The 14,810-nt window shown below is 46.4% G+C and carries 12 protein-coding genes; 2 read left to right on the top strand and 10 right to left on the bottom strand.

Annotation, left to right across the window (positions count from 1 at the left end; translation table 11 throughout):
- Nucleotides 1-52: 52 nt before the first annotated feature.
- Genes DFP97_RS11200 through DFP97_RS11190 form a run of 3 tightly spaced genes read right to left on the bottom strand, consistent with a single transcriptional unit; the run spans nt 53 to nt 5,385 of the window.
- Complete coding sequence (locus tag DFP97_RS11200) at nt 53-1,831, bottom strand: PAS domain S-box protein (protein ID WP_114380068.1); 1,779 nt, start codon at nt 1,829-1,831, stop codon at nt 53-55.
- Complete coding sequence (locus DFP97_RS11195; protein WP_114380067.1) at nt 1,803-2,669, bottom strand: CheR family methyltransferase; 867 nt, start codon at nt 2,667-2,669, stop codon at nt 1,803-1,805. The genes DFP97_RS11200 and DFP97_RS11195 overlap by 29 nt, the downstream gene beginning before the upstream one ends.
- Nucleotides 2,650-5,385: a response regulator gene (locus tag DFP97_RS11190; RefSeq protein WP_114380066.1), complete on the bottom strand. Its 2,736-nt coding sequence runs from the start codon at nt 5,383-5,385 to the stop codon at nt 2,650-2,652. Before DFP97_RS11190 ends, DFP97_RS11195 begins: the two co-directional genes overlap by 20 nt.
- A 436-nt stretch (nt 5,386-5,821) precedes the next feature.
- On the opposite strand from DFP97_RS11190, the gene DFP97_RS11185 reads away from it, so the two are divergent.
- Nucleotides 5,822-7,285, top strand: a complete 1,464-nt coding sequence (locus tag DFP97_RS11185) for a circularly permuted type 2 ATP-grasp protein (protein WP_114380065.1) — start codon at nt 5,822-5,824, stop codon at nt 7,283-7,285.
- A 42-nt stretch (nt 7,286-7,327) separates the two neighbouring features.
- Nucleotides 7,328-8,239 carry an alpha-E domain-containing protein gene (locus tag DFP97_RS11180; RefSeq protein ID WP_114380064.1) on the top strand — a complete coding sequence of 304 codons (912 nt, stop codon included), beginning with the start codon at nt 7,328-7,330 and terminating at the stop codon, nt 8,237-8,239.
- Between the two features lie 86 nt (nt 8,240-8,325).
- Here DFP97_RS11180 and DFP97_RS11175 read toward each other — a convergent pair whose 3' ends face one another.
- The 7 genes from DFP97_RS11175 to DFP97_RS11145 form a co-directional block, all read right to left on the bottom strand.
- Nucleotides 8,326-9,195, bottom strand: coding sequence for a hypothetical protein (locus DFP97_RS11175; protein ID WP_114380063.1), 870 nt, complete (start codon nt 9,193-9,195; stop codon nt 8,326-8,328).
- 32 nt (nt 9,196-9,227) lie between these two features.
- On the bottom strand, nt 9,228-11,474 hold the full coding sequence (locus DFP97_RS11170; RefSeq protein ID WP_114380062.1) for a heavy metal translocating P-type ATPase: 2,247 nt from the start codon (nt 11,472-11,474) through the stop codon (nt 9,228-9,230).
- Nucleotides 11,475-11,508: 34 nt separating this feature from the next.
- Entirely contained in the window at nt 11,509-11,709 is a 201-nt protein-coding gene (locus DFP97_RS11165; protein WP_114380061.1) for a copper ion binding protein, read from the bottom strand.
- Between the two features lie 150 nt (nt 11,710-11,859).
- Nucleotides 11,860-12,237: a (2Fe-2S) ferredoxin domain-containing protein gene (locus DFP97_RS11160; RefSeq protein ID WP_114380060.1), complete on the bottom strand. Its 378-nt coding sequence runs from the start codon at nt 12,235-12,237 to the stop codon at nt 11,860-11,862.
- Between the two features lie 24 nt (nt 12,238-12,261).
- Nucleotides 12,262-13,233, bottom strand: a complete 972-nt coding sequence (locus DFP97_RS11155) for a metal ABC transporter substrate-binding protein (RefSeq protein WP_114380059.1) — start codon at nt 13,231-13,233, stop codon at nt 12,262-12,264.
- A complete protein-coding gene (locus tag DFP97_RS11150; protein WP_114380058.1) occupies nt 13,217-14,143 on the bottom strand; it encodes a metal ABC transporter permease in 927 nt (308 codons plus the stop codon). Before DFP97_RS11150 ends, DFP97_RS11155 begins: the two co-directional genes overlap by 17 nt.
- Complete coding sequence (locus DFP97_RS11145) at nt 14,089-14,796, bottom strand: metal ABC transporter ATP-binding protein (RefSeq protein WP_181873465.1); 708 nt, start codon at nt 14,794-14,796, stop codon at nt 14,089-14,091. The genes DFP97_RS11150 and DFP97_RS11145 overlap by 55 nt, the downstream gene beginning before the upstream one ends.
- Nucleotides 14,797-14,810: the final 14 nt, after the last annotated feature.

Below are 14,810 nucleotides of genomic sequence, written 5' to 3'. Positions count from 1 at the left end.
TTAAAGTAAATGAAAACGTTTGATTCTTCCATAAATTTTTATATAATTTTGATTAATGCAACCTGAAGTGAACATAAAATATCGTTCCCTTTTCGCTTGTCTTCACTTTAATAACCGCATCGTGCCGGGCGGCAACGCCATAGCTTACGGATAATCCGAGCCCGGTGCCATTCGCTTTTGTACTGAAAAAAGGGGTCCCTAATTTTGGAATCAGCTCTTCTTTGATCCCGCAGCCTTGATCCCTTACCTCCAGGACGACCTCATTTTCTTCCTTGTACGATTTAATAGTTAATATTCCTCCGGCAGGCATCGCGTCCAAACCGTTGAGCGCGAGATTTAAAAGCAGCTGGCGAATTTCCTTTTCATCCAATTTCAAGTCAGGGCAATCTCCTAGCTCAAGCTTGACATGATGATTATCGCACATTGCCTTCGACTGGATTAACGGAAATAGCGCTTCTACCACTGCATTCAGCTGCTTTATTTTACGATTCGTCGGGTTAATGCTAGCAACGGCGAGAAACTCCGTCACGATGTTATGAGCCCGGTCCAGTTCCTCAATCATAATGTCTGTATATTCCGCTGACGGACGGCTTTTTGACAATTGTAGGAAACCGCGCACAGTTGTCATCGGATTACGGATTTCGTGCACAATCCCAGCTGCCATTTCCCCCGTTAAATTAAGTCGGTCCAGCCTGACCATTTCCTTCTCAAGAAACAGACGGTCCGTAATATCCGTCACTACACTAAGCAGGCATTGTTCGCCATGTATTTCCATAATTTCAGACGACATTAATCCTTCACGCATATCACCTGATTTCGTCATATAACTAATTCTTACATTTTTGTCCTGTTTCCCCGATCCAGATAAATCCTCAACTCCCCCCTTTTCATCAGAAGCAACAATATATTGCAGCACATCCGTAGTTTGGTTGATTACCTCCTCTTGGCAATAACCGGTAGCGTTCAGCAGACTTTCATTCACATTAATATATCTGTGGTCCTTAAGCGATCTCAAGGAAACTAAATTAGGAGTCGCATCGAATATTTTACGGAAACGTTCCTCCTCCATCAGCTTGCGTTCGGTCACGTCGCGGATAGAAAAGACGCATATGCGCTGACCTTCTATGCTTGCTTCTCCTGTCTGGATGTCGGCCGGGAATATACCTGTATCTTTGCGCAATCCCGAGGTTTCAATGATCTTTCTTAATCCTTGCTCCTCTGAAAAATAGGAAAACAACGATGGGACAAGGTTATCGATAGGCTGGCCAATTAACTCTTCGGGGTGGTAGCCGAACATCCGTGTCACTGCGGAACTTACGGTTAACATTTTCCCTTCCCCGTCGGTAGTAACGATGGTATCGCTGGATGTTTCACCGATCGCTTTCAATAATTCGTTCTGAAGCTTAATCTGCTCCTGATATTGATGCATTTTCACGAACGCTTCTATTTTCATTTTTAAGGTTTCGGGATGGAAAGGTTTGAATATATAGTCAATCGCGCCTACGGAATAACCGTGCTTGACATGCTCCATAGCCTGACTGATTGCAGTTACAAAAATGATCGGGATTTGCTTCGATTTTTCTCTTGATTTGATGAGGCTTGCCGTTTGAAACCCGTTTAGACCAGGCATTTGCACATCTAATAAAATAACCGCAAAGTTTTCAGAAAGAACATACTTCAATGCTTCCTCGCCGGAGTTTGCACTGAACAAGCGATAATGAGGGGAGTCCAATAGAGCCTCGAGTGCCAGTAAATTTTCAGGGCGGTCATCTACCAGTAAAATATTAACTTTTTGAATGCCGCTACTTAATTTTTCGATAAAGTTTTTCATTCGCATCCATCTCCTCATAATTCGCTGTTTGACTGGTGAAAGCAATGCTTTCCTTATTCCCGAGTCCCAAAAATCCGGAGCAGACCAAACTTTCGTAGAACAAATTATGAACACGATTCAGCAATATATGGTTAAAATAAATCATAACATTACGGCAAATAATAACATGAAATTCATTAAACGAGCCGTCGACGGCTAAATTATGCTGGGCAAAAACGATATTTTCACTCAAAAAAGGGTGGAAAACGGCTCGTTCGTGTTTTACGGTGTAATATTCGGAAAAGGCTTTCGTCCCCCCGGCATTTACATAATTTTTTGTGTAAGTTTGCATTTTTTCGAGTGGGAAAGCGCCATTTTTGGCTTCTTCAATGACATCTTCATTCATATCCGTGGCATATATTCTCGTTTTGTGATGCAGGCCTTCCTCGTGCAAAAGAATGGACATCGAATAGACCTCTTCGCCTGTTGAGCAGCCTGCGTGCCAAATCCTTATAGAAGGATAGTCTTTAAGCAACGGTACGATTTTTTTCCGGAAGGCCGCAAAAAAATTCGGGTCTCGAAACATTTCGGTCACGTTAATGGAGAAGTCCGACAGCAGCTTCTTTAAGACCCGGCGATCATGCAGAACCTTCTCCTGAAGACCGGATACGGTCGACAAACTTTCGGCGTGGATTCGATGCCAAATTCGACGCCGAATCGAAGGGGTCACATAGTTTCTGAAGTCGCAGCCATAATGCCTAAAAATAGCTTCCAGAAACAATTCCATTTCGATCCTTTCCAGCTCGGCAATTTCTTCCGCTTCATTCGTCGTGTAAAGGTCAAACGGTTTGCTGCTCATATGATCCCGCCTGTCTGTACAGCCAAACCTGCATGAGCGAGAAAAGCTGCTCCAAGCTCACAGGTTTGCTGATGTAATCCGAGGCGCCGGCCTCCATACATTTCTCTTTGTCATCCTTCATGGCCTTCGCCGTAAGCGCAATAACCGGCATAGACTGGAATTCCGGTATTTGCCGTATCGTACGCATCGCTTCATATCCGTCCATCTCCGGCAGCATAATATCCATAAGGATAAGATCGATATCCGGATTTTCTTGCAGGACCCTAATGCCTTCTCTTCCGTTTTCCGCAAACACCACCTTCATTTTTTTGTTTTCCAAGGCGGTTGTGATAGCAAATATATTGCGCATGTCGTCATCGACAATTAAGATTTTCTTACCTGCGAAGGCGGTATCCTCAAGCTGTAATAAAGGAGCCTTTTCTTCGTTTTCGGTAACTTCAACATGAGCTGCGTCGGCTTCATCGTTATAAATCGGAGTTCCGGCTGCCTGGCCCCCTACAATACCAGGTAATAGGAGCGTAAAAGTGCTTCCTTTCCCCTTATCGCTGCTAACCTCAATGAATCCATCCAACAAATGAGCCAGTTCCCGGCTGATCGAAAGCCCCAATCCCGTCCCTCCGTATTTCCGGCTGGTCGTTCCGTCCTCTTGCTGAAACGCCTGAAATACGAGGCTCAGCTTCTCTTCCGGAATTCCGATGCCTGTGTCCGATATGGAAAAGGCAACGGCCGACTCCAGATCTATCCGACCGCGATAACCGGATAAAATCTCTTTGTCCGCTTTATGTATGCGAAGTGCCACTTCACCATGTTCCGTAAATTTGAAGGCGTTAGCTAATAAATTCCTCAAAATTTGCATTAATCGGTGCGTATCGGTACAAATAGTCGGCGGCAGTCCGGCATCCAGCTCTGTCGTAAATTTCAGTCCCTTCTGCTGCGCGACCTGAAGGAATTCAAGCTCCGCAAAATGGCAGATGTACGTCAAGCTGATTTCATCAGGGACGATCTCGATTTTTCCCGACTCGACTTTGGATAAATCAAGGATGTCATTGATCAAATGCAACAAGTCATTTCCTGATGAATGGATCGTTTGAGCGTACTTCACTTGATTCGCCCTCAGATTGCCATCGGCATTTTCGGCAAGCAGGCCCGACAGGATTAGCAAGCTGTTAAGCGGCGTTCGCAATTCATGCGACATATTGGCCAGAAATTCCGATTTATACCGGGAGCTGAGCGCAAGCTGATCGGCCTTCTCTTCAAGCTCCATTTTCGTAATTTCCAATTCCTTGGTCTTTTGTTCGGATTTTTTATACTGCTCTTCCAGCTGACCGTTGATCCTTCTGAGTTCTTCCTGCTGCAATCGAAGCTCCTCGGACTGATTCTGCAGTTCTTCCGTTAAAGCCTGCGATTCCTGCAGCAGTCTTTCCACCTGCATGCGGCCTGCAATACTGTTAATCGTAATCCCGGCATGGTTCAAAACTTGCTGCAATAACGTTTGCTGGGCCTTGCTGAACTTCGTAAACGAGGCCAATTCGATGACAGCAACGACTTGTCCTTCATATTCCACCGGCATGATGATCAAGTTCGAAGGCGATGCTTTCCCGGTCCCCGAGACGATTTGAATATAATGCTCCGGAATGTCGGAGAGCATGATGGTCCGGTTTTCCAAAGCGCATTGCCCGACAAGTCCTTCTCCGAAAAGAAAGCTTTCGAAACCAATCTCCTGCCGGTTGTCGGCATAGCCGGCCAGCCTTTGAAGCCGCTGCCTGTCCCCGGAGCCCTGCTTGATATAAAACACACCGCAGCTTGAACCCGTCATCGGCGTAATCTTGGTAATGAACAGCTGCGCGAGCGCATTTAAATCATGGATCCCTTGATACATCGTAGCCATTTCCGCAATGTTTGTTTCGAGCATACTTTTTTCCTGCTCTTGGGTTGAATAATTTTCGAGCGCTATAGCCATTTCATTGAAGGTATAGGAAATCTCGCCAATTTCATCCCGGGTACGGACATCAATACGCGGCAATCTTGTTCTCAAGCCAGAATTTGAAGTAACACCCGCCATCACCTTTGTGATTTTAAATAAATTGCCCGTGATGTGCCGCGTTATGACAAATCCGATCAATAGGGTCAGAATAAATGCAAGAATGCTTAATAAGAAGGCAGCTTCATTGGCTTGTTTAACCATTTCCGTATTCATTTGTATTCCTTGGTTCAATATTTGCTGCTGACGGTCCATGATTGACTTGGCCAGCGGTCCCAGTTGGATCCCCAAAGGCAGCACTTTCGTTTTGAAATAATTCAAGGCTTCCTCTTGATTCCGATCCTTCTCATAATTGGCCAGCAGCTGTTCATAGTTCTCTTTGAATTGACGGTTTAAGCTTGTTAACTTTTGCACGGAGTCTTTACTTTCCGGCTGGGTCACAAGACTTCCTGTTTGTTCAATCCGAACGTTTAATTGCTCGTTTGCCGTTTCAAGTTCATTAATAAATTCCGGACTTTGCGTCAGCAGATAGCCCCGCAAACCGTTCGTTTGCTGCAAGGCCAAAACCTGAATATCCTTGGTGGCGGTAAGAATCGTTACCCGCCGGTTAATTAAATCGGTATAGGAATCATTGATTTTGTTCATGAAGTAATAGGAGAGGCCGCTCGCAGCGCCGAGTAAAACAGCCGCTGATAAAAAACCCGTAAATATTTTCTTTCCAATCGTAAACCTCATTTGTCGTCACCGCCGGTTTTCATCTTTTTCTAAAAAAAATGCCTCTATCCATCGGATAGAGACATCGTTGTCGTTGGAAAAGGCGCCATTGCCGGTTTGTTATTCATTCTATTCCTATCATATATTAGTCCATTTTGTTTGACAAAGCCCCAATACAGGCGAAATTGCAGCAGAAACCCAGCTCAGCTATCCTTTTTTGCGAATACACTCCATTTTCCTCAATGTAACTATAATTAACCATGGTTGGTATATAAATTTACAAAATGTCAACTAACAAAATGATTAAAAACGATAAGTCACAAAGTTGTCACAATTAAGAGGGGTAATTTCGACATACAGACATGGTTGCCATCCCCTATACTTAACCATATTCTCAGTGCGTGAGAAAAAGTGACACTCAATTGAACAAAGAGATGAGAAAACTGGAGGATGACTCATGAATATGCTGATGACGAAACGCAAGCACTTGTTTACCCATTATGACAGCCCCGCATTTTATGATGAAATGTTTGACCGGTACGGTAAAGTGAGGTCCTCCTACAGCAAAATTTTCCAACGTTTATCGAAGATGGGTATTGAAGAGCTGAACAAAAGGAACGCTTTCATGCAATCCCACATGGTCACGCAAGGCATTACGTTTACATTAAACAGTGAAAGCCTTGGAGATACATCCCTGGAACGGACCATTCCTTTTGATATGATTCCGCGGATTATTACTTCAGATGAATGGGAGCTGCTTGAGCGGGGTCTAAAACAAAGGGTTCAAGCTTTGAATGCATTCATTTGGGACATCTACCATGAGCAGCACATCCTGGAGGATGACATCGTCCCAAGGAAATTGATCATAGATAATCCCTATTTCCGCCCGGAAATGGTCGGTCTGGATGTCCCGGACGGCACTTATATCCCTTTGTCCGGAATTGATATCATCCGCAGCGAAACGGGTGAATTTTATGTGCTGGAGGACAATTTGAGAACGCCCTCGGGCTTGTCTTATGTTTACAAAAACCGTTCGTTGATGACGAGCCTTTTTCCCGAGCTGTATTTCGAAAACCGGGTGCGCGATATCGAACACGGCTTGAACGCTTTATTGAGCAGCCTGCGCAGTATTGCCCCTCATCCTAAGCCGGATCCGCTCGTTGTGCTGTTGACACCCGGTATTCATAATTCTGCTTACTACGATCATACGTTTCTGGCACAAGAAATGGGGATTGAACTGGCGGAAGGAAGAGACTTAACCGTCATTGATCACAAAGTATATTTGAAAAGCATGCAGGGACTTCGGCAGGTGGATGTGATCTACAGACGGATTGATGATGAATTTCTGGACCCGCTCGCTTTCCTGCCGAATTCTTTACTCGGAGTGCCGGGACTGATGCAAGCTTACCGCGCCGGGAATGTCGCGCTTGCCAATGCCCCGGGCACAGGAGTTGCAGATGATAAAGCCGTTTATGCTTACGTAACCGATATGATTCGTTACTACTTGAAGGAAGAACCGCTTTTGAAGAACGTGCCAACCTATATTCTATCAAGGCCGCATGAAAGAGAGTATGTGCTTGCCCGTTTGTCTGAGATGGTGGTTAAAGAAAGATCGCTTTCCGGAGGATATGGGATGCTGATCGGTCCAGCCGCTTCCGAGCAGGAGCTTAAAGCATTCGCCGGCAAAATTAAGCTATCGCCAGAGCTGTATATTGCCCAGCCGACTATGAAACTGTCATGCAGCCCTTCTTTAACGGATAGCCATGTATCTCCCCGCCATATCGATTTGCGCGCTTTCGTATTTATGGGGAGAGAGACTCACGTTGTTCCGGGCGGACTGACAAGGGTAGCCCTCAAGGAAGGTTCGCTTGTCGTAAATTCCTCACAGGGCGGGGGTACAAAAGATACTTGGGTTTTGTAAATCCACACAAAATAATAAACCGAATAAAAGAGGAGGATAAAAATGATGAATCGCTACGCGGAATGGTTATTTTGGATAGGACGTTATATGGAAAGAGCCGAAAATCATTCAAGACTGATTGATGCCAATTATCATATGCGTCATGAATTAAGAGGAAACGAAAATGATCGGGACTATACATGGGAAAAGCTTGTATCGGCAGTGGGAGATCTCGCCCGGTTCAAGGAGAATAACGCCATCGCGAATGAATGGACTGTTCTTCACTTTCTGACTTTTGAACGCACAAACAACAATTCGATCTATTCCATTATTCATCAGTCAAGAAATAATATCCGGGCTTTACGGCAGCTGCTGCCGAGAGAGCTGTGGGAAATTACAAACTCCTTATACCTATGGCTGCAGGATCAGGATGTAAATAAATTGATGCAGCAATCTCCCTATATGTTCTATCAGCGTGTAAGAGAGTGGGTATCCCTCTTTTACGGGGCCGCGGATTCGACCATGCTTCGGGAACAGGAATGGAATTTCCTGCAAGCCGGCAAATATTTGGAGCGTGCGGAGAACACGGTACGTATCCTTCAAACCATCCAAACCAATTTTATAAGTGATCCCGCTTCTTCACAAGACAAGAGCCATTATAACCGCATGACCGTGCTTTTGAAGTCAGTAGGCGGCTATGAGGCCTTCCGCAAGTCGCATGCCGATAACGTAACATTTGCAAGAGTGATGGAATTTTTGATTCTGAATCCCCATTTTCCACGTTCCATCCAATTCGCTTTTGCATCGTTGGAAAGCTATTTGAAGGCAATCAAGCAGGAAGACTTTAATTTTATGGAACTGCCCAATTCCCGGCTTCTCGATTCCGATTTGCTTCATGAATTGTTACAATCCTGCAATCAGCTGGGATTCTCCATTTCAAAAGCTTTTTTTCAAGAGGATATTGTCGGCGCATGATAGGGAAAGCAGACTATCCTACCCGCCCTAAACCCAAACCCATGAAGTATTGGCGCTTCATGGGTTATTCACGTTCATAGGCAGGTTTACTTTACAGCAACGACAAAGGGAACGGTGAACACTTTTCCTTCATGTTGAAATTGTCCCCAAATCTTGTAGGTTCCGCTTTGCGGAAAGGAGGTTGCGAATTCTGCTGCCGGCCCGGTTGCTTTTTCATCCAGCGGATGAACATGAAGATAATGCTCCGCATCAGCTGACAATATAACGACATGGCCTACTGCTCCCAAATAAGGCTCTAAGCTGTCAATTCCCTCTTTCGTCTTGGCATCGCGAATATTAAATGTCAGCGTAACTTCTTCTTCCGGTTTCGTTCCGCTCAAGGCAAGCTCGGCTTCTTTCCCCTCGACTTCCTTCACCAGCTTCTCGTCAGGTGTGATAGCCGTATGCTCACCCTCTTGACCCTCTACATTTACCCATTCGCTAAGAGTAATATTAGATCCGCCCGTTGGAATGAAATCCGCGAACAATTTGTATTCGCCGCCAGCTGGAAAAGAGGTGTTTACGGTAAATTTGCCATCTCCCTGGAACTCGGGATGGATATGGTTAAAAAACGACAGATCGTGGTTAACAACGATTAGATGAAGCAATTTTTCATGATTGATATCAAACTCGCTTACAGGTTTACCGTCCTCATCTGTAATTTGAATGGTCAATTCCGTTTCTTGGTTTGCTTTTGCGCTTCCAGAGGCGAACGCAAACGTTGCTTTGAGGTTATCAGACACCTCTTTTTGAGCGCCACCATGACCGCCATGGCTATCTTCAGTTGTGTTATTCGCGGCCGGCGTTTGCCCGCTTTGGTTCCCATGGCCGGAAGCGTGGTTATCATTTGAATTTCCGCAGGCGGATAATAATGCTAAAATCAGTACCGCCCAGACTAGTAACATTTTCTTATTCATAGCTTGATCTCTCCAATCTTCTGTAAGAGGAATTAATGCCGCACTTTAAGACGCTGCAGCCGTAGAGCATTGAGAACGACGGAAACCGAACTTAATGCCATTGCCGCACCTGCGACCCATGGCGCCAGTAAACCAATCGCTGCGATCGGAATCCCGAGCGTGTTATAACCGAGAGCCCAGAACAAATTTTGTCTGATATTGTTCATTGTCTTGCGGCTCATGTAGATCGCATCCGGGATGCTCGAAAGATCTCCGCGCATTAGGGTTACATCCGCAGCTTCCATGGCTACATCCGTACCGGTACCAACAGCCATCCCGACATCCGCTATTGCAAGGGCAGGCGCATCGTTAATGCCATCGCCGACCATGGCTACTAATTTGCCTTGGGCTTGCAGTTTCTTTACTTCCTCCGCTTTTCCTTCCGGAAGGACCTCCGCAAGCACATGCTCGATGCCGACCTGGGCCGCGATAGCCTTGGCTGTCCGTTCGTTATCGCCTGTGATCATAATGACCTGAATGCCCATTTCCTTGAGTCTGGTAATCGCGGCTTTTGAGGTCTCTTTTATCGTATCCGCCACAGCTACAATGCCTGCGTAGCGGTTGTCTACTGCGACTAGCATCGCCGTTTTGCCGCTTTCTTCTAAACGAGTCATGGACTCGTAGGCAGGTTTGGCGTCCACGCCAAACTTCTCCATCAAGCGGCGGGTACCGATCAGAAGCTCTTTGCCTTCCACAGCGGCCTTAATCCCGAAGCCCGGAATGGCCTCGAAAGCTTCCGTCCCGGGCAGCGAGATTCCTTTTTCCCTAATCCCCGCAACAATCGCTTCTGCAAGCGGATGCTCTGAGTTCTTCTCCGCTGCGCCGACAAGCCTTAGAAATTGCGCTTCGTCATGATGATCGGTCAAAACATCCGTCAGCTCCGGCTTCCCTTTCGTGACTGTTCCTGTTTTGTCTAAAATAATCGCGTCAATCTTATGGGTCTGTTCCAGATGCTCGCCGCCTTTGAACAAGATCCCAAGCTCAGCTGCACGGCCGGATCCCGCCATGATAGAGGTCGGTGTTGCAAGTCCAAGCGCACAAGGGCATGCTATAACTAAGATCGCGATCGCTTTTTCCAAAGCTTCCGCAAAATCACCCGCTGTTAGGAAGAAGTACCAGACTATGAATGCAACTAATGCAATACCGACAACAATCGGAACAAAGATACCGGAAATAACGTCTGCCACACGTTGAATCGGCGCTTTTGATCCTTGCGCTTCTTCAACGACCTTAATGATCTGCGCCAGAGCCGTTTCTTTGCCAACCTTCGTCGCTAAAATTCGGAGCATGCCGTTTTTGTTAATCGTCGCTCCGATAACGGCATCGCCGGTTTTCTTCTCTACCGGAATACTCTCCCCCGTTAACATCGACTCATCGACGGATGATGTTCCTTCAATGACATTCCCGTCTACAGGGATTTTCTCGCCTGGTTTGACGAGTACGACGTCTCCTGTGATAACTTCATCCACCGAAATAGTGAGCTCCTGACCATCGCGGACAACCAAAGCCGTCTTCGCTTGAAGCCCCATCAAGGACTTTATCGCTTCCGACGTCCGTCCTTTAGCGAGCGATTCGAACAATTTCCCCATTATAACCAGTGTAATCAATACCGCACTCGTTTCAAAGTATAAGGATGGTCCATGATGCGCCGATGCGCCGTCTGAAAACCAAGAGATAGTTAGATATAGGCTGTAGAAATACGCTGCCGAAGTTCCCAGCGATACCAGCACATCCATGTTGGCGCTGCCGTTGCGCAGCGCCTTGTAGGCGCCTACATAAAAAGGCCTACCCACATAAAATTGAACCGGTGTAGCCAAAATAAGCTGAACCCAAGGATTCATGAGAATTTCCGGCACGTAAATCCACGAAGTAAACGAAAAATGACCGACCATGCTCCACAAGAGCGGCAACGATAGAATCGCGGAAAGAAGCAGCATTCGTTTTTGCTGCAGCGCTTCTTTCTCGCGGTGTTCACCCCTGATGTCATTCTCTTGCTTCGTGATCGCTTTGTAGCCGAGCTGCTGCACCTTGGTCTGCATATTTGTAACGGAGATTTCACCTGGAGTATATTCTACACGTGCCGTTTCCATAGCAAAATTGACCGATGCATTCGTAACGCCGGGTAATTTACCAAGACCCTTCTCAATCCGGTTCGCACAAGCGGCGCATGTCATACCTTCCAGTTGGAAATCGACATAAATATTGGCTTGTTTGCTTTCATTCGTTATGGTTTCTCCCATGGTTATACACCCCTATGCCTACTTAACAGTTATATTAAACGATGTCGTAGCCTTGTTCCTCGATGGCTTCTTTAATAGCTCCGATGGTGATGAGATTCTCATCATACGATACGTCCACAGTGCTGCTCACAAGATTGACTTTACCGACAACCCCTACTTCCTTCAGTGCTCCTTCAATAGAATTTACGCAGTGCTGGCAGCTCATACCTTGTACTTGTAATGTCGTTTTTATCATTTTTCATCTCTCCTTGGTTTGATCAATCTGTACCCTCAATATACCCCACCTAGGTATATTTAGTCAACTTTTATTTACTATACCCCTGTACCCTATTTTTATCTGAACAAAAAAAGCAGCATTACAGCTGCTTATTCATTGTCCTATTATTTAATTGTTGAATTGGGCTGATTTGAATTCCCCGACTGCGGCACGGCCGGTTGCAAGAAGCTGCTGATGCTGGTACGTATAGGAAATCTGTTCAAGCAGTGGAAGCTTCTCATCTAGAAGCCGACGAATGAGCTCCCTTCCGAGGGAAGGAGTAAGGTTGCGATACCATATACCTTGAGGATACAGAACGACGGTGCAAGCATCGTTGCATCGACCGTTGCACATTGTTCTCGTCGTATGAATGAGCGAATCCGCATTATGCAAGGCAATCTCGCTACGTATGGCCTGCGTCACTTCTTCTGCATGTCTTAGCATGCAGCTGCCGCCGTTGCATAGAAGAAGATGATGCTTCGTACCGGACAAATTCCATGTCGCCATAATTCGCTAAGCCCCTTTCATCAGCTATTCATTTAATGCTTTCTTCAAGGCTTCCAGGTTCTTGATCATAATGCCGATATAGTCGAGATTGTCCTTCTTCTCTTCGTCCGTCAGCCCTTCGAGCGGATTAAGCACATCCGTTTTAGCTCCGATCTCATCCGCGATCGTCTGAGCAATCTTCGGGTCGACGAGCGTCTCAAATAAAATCGTTTTGATCTTATGCTCTTTCGCAAACGCGACAACTTCCGCCATCTGCTCTGGAGACGGCTCCTGTTCCGGCGACAGCCCCGCAATCGGAACCTGGGTCAGACCATATTCCTTGGCGAGATAGCCGAATGCCGCATGCTGGGTTACAAACTCGGTATGCTTTACACCTTGAAGTCCGGATTTAAAAGCATTATCCAGTTCTTTCAGCTTAGAAATATAGGCATCCGCATTCGCCTTGTAAGCATCCTTATTCGCTGGGTCCGCCTTCTCGAATGCCTCCTGGATCGCAAGCACCTCCTGCTGCGCTAATACCGGACTCAACCAGATGTGCGGATCGAGGCTCCCCCCCTCTTCCTCATGCTCTTCTTCCTCATGGCCTTCTTCTTCATGCCCATGCTCTTCGCTTACCATCAGCTGTATATCGCCGCTTGCTTCTACTACGATACGCTTATCATTTGGTGCGCTCTCTAGCGCTTGCTCTGCCCAGCCTTCGACAAGCCCGTTATAGACGAATACATCAGCTTCTTTAATTTCAGCCATATCCTTGGCGCTTGGCTCCCAGTCATGCGGTTCTACTCCTGCCGGAATCAAGCCAATAACGTCAGCGTACTCGCCGGCAACCTGTTTACTGAATTCGTACATCGGATAAAAGGACGTTACAACTTTTAACTTCTTGCTGCTGGCTTCAGACTCGCCGCTGCTGTTGTTGATGCCCTCGTCTCCGCATCCTGCTAATAGTAATGCAGTCACTGCAGAGATTAGAAATATTTTGCTAGACCATACTTTCATTTTCTTTACCTCCAGTTGTATGAATGGATGAGTTCTTCGTGTAACGAGGAAAAACGGTACTATCGATGTCCGTCTTACTGCTTGTTTTCTTATTTCTTAATTTGCCCATTTGTAACATAAGCTTCTTAAGACCAATTCCGGCAACCAACAAGACTAAGAGTACAAGCGCAATCGTTCCTCCGGGCGGCGTGCTAAGCTCATACGAGGCAGTTAGACCAGAGAAAACGCCAATTAATCCAATTCCCATAGCGACGAATAAGGCAGCCGTAAAGCTTGGTGAAACCCGGATTGCAAGGGCAGCGGGCAGTACGATAAGAGAGGATACTAACAGAACGCCGACAATCGGCATAGCTGCTGCGACAATCATCCCGGTAATGACGCTAAAAATAAGCGAGATCCACTTGACCGGAATACCATTCGTCTTGGCCGTCTCCTCATCGAAGGTAATCTGATATAAAGGTCTGCGGAACACAATAAAGAATATTGCCCCTATAATGGCTACTGCTATCATTAAAGACAATTCTGTTTGATTAACGGCTACAACAGATCCGAACAAATAAGAGGAGAAGCCTTTGTTCATGCCTTGATTCAAGCTCATTAGGAGAACCGCGCTGGACAAGCCGCCGATCATAATAATGGCTGTAGAGATCTCACTGTAAGTCTTGTACGATCTTCTTACATATTCCACAGCAATGGCCCCCACAACCGCAATAGCAAAGCCGGTAAGCGTCGGATTTAGATGAAGATATGCACCTCCTGCTACTCCCGCGAGCGAGACATGCGAGAGCATATCGGCCATCAGCGCCTGCCTCCTAAGCATGAGATACACACCTAGAACAGAGGCAACCAAAGCGATTATCCCACCGGCGAAAAATGCCCGCTGCATGAAGTCGTAGTGCAGCATTTCCATCCTCCGTCCTCCTTCCTTTCCAGCTCAATAATACGATCCAGATAAGAGCGGACCTCGGTAAGACCATGGGTAACCATAACGACGGTCCTTCCATGCTCTTTCACATGATGCTGCATCAATTCATAGAAGCCGAATCTGCTTTCCTGATCCATGCCGGTAGTAGGCTCATCCATAATGAGCAGGTCAGGCTGCTGCGCTAAAGCACGTGCAATGCAAATTCGCTGCTTCTGTCCGCCTGACAGCTCTCCAATCTTCCGATTGCGGTGCTCCCACATGCCCACCTGACGGAGAGCTTGCTCCGTATAGGCGTGATCTTTAGGACTAAGCTTACGAAGCCAAGAGCCCTTTACATAAGTGCCCGATCGAACAAATTCTAGAATCGTACTAGGAAATCCGCTGTTAAATGCAGCAATCTGCTGTGGAACATATCCAATAACAAGCTTCTTGCCGCTCTGATTTTGTTTAGCTAAATAAATATCTCCGCGCCACGGCTTAAGCAAGCCCAGCGCCAGCTTGAGCAGTGTAGTTTTGGAAGCGCCGTTCGGGCCTGTTACCGCGACGAATTCACCTGAATAAATATCTATGCTCGCATTCTCTAAGCAGGGAACGTCACTATAACCGAACACTACTTTACTCATGGAAGACAAAAGCAATGTCAATCATCCTT

Source organism: Paenibacillus prosopidis, assembly GCF_003337375.1.
Lineage (GTDB): Bacteria > Bacillota > Bacilli > Paenibacillales > Paenibacillaceae > Pristimantibacillus > Pristimantibacillus prosopidis.
Note: the sequence above shows the minus strand (reverse complement) of the source record. Positions and strands in the feature narration are given on the sequence as shown.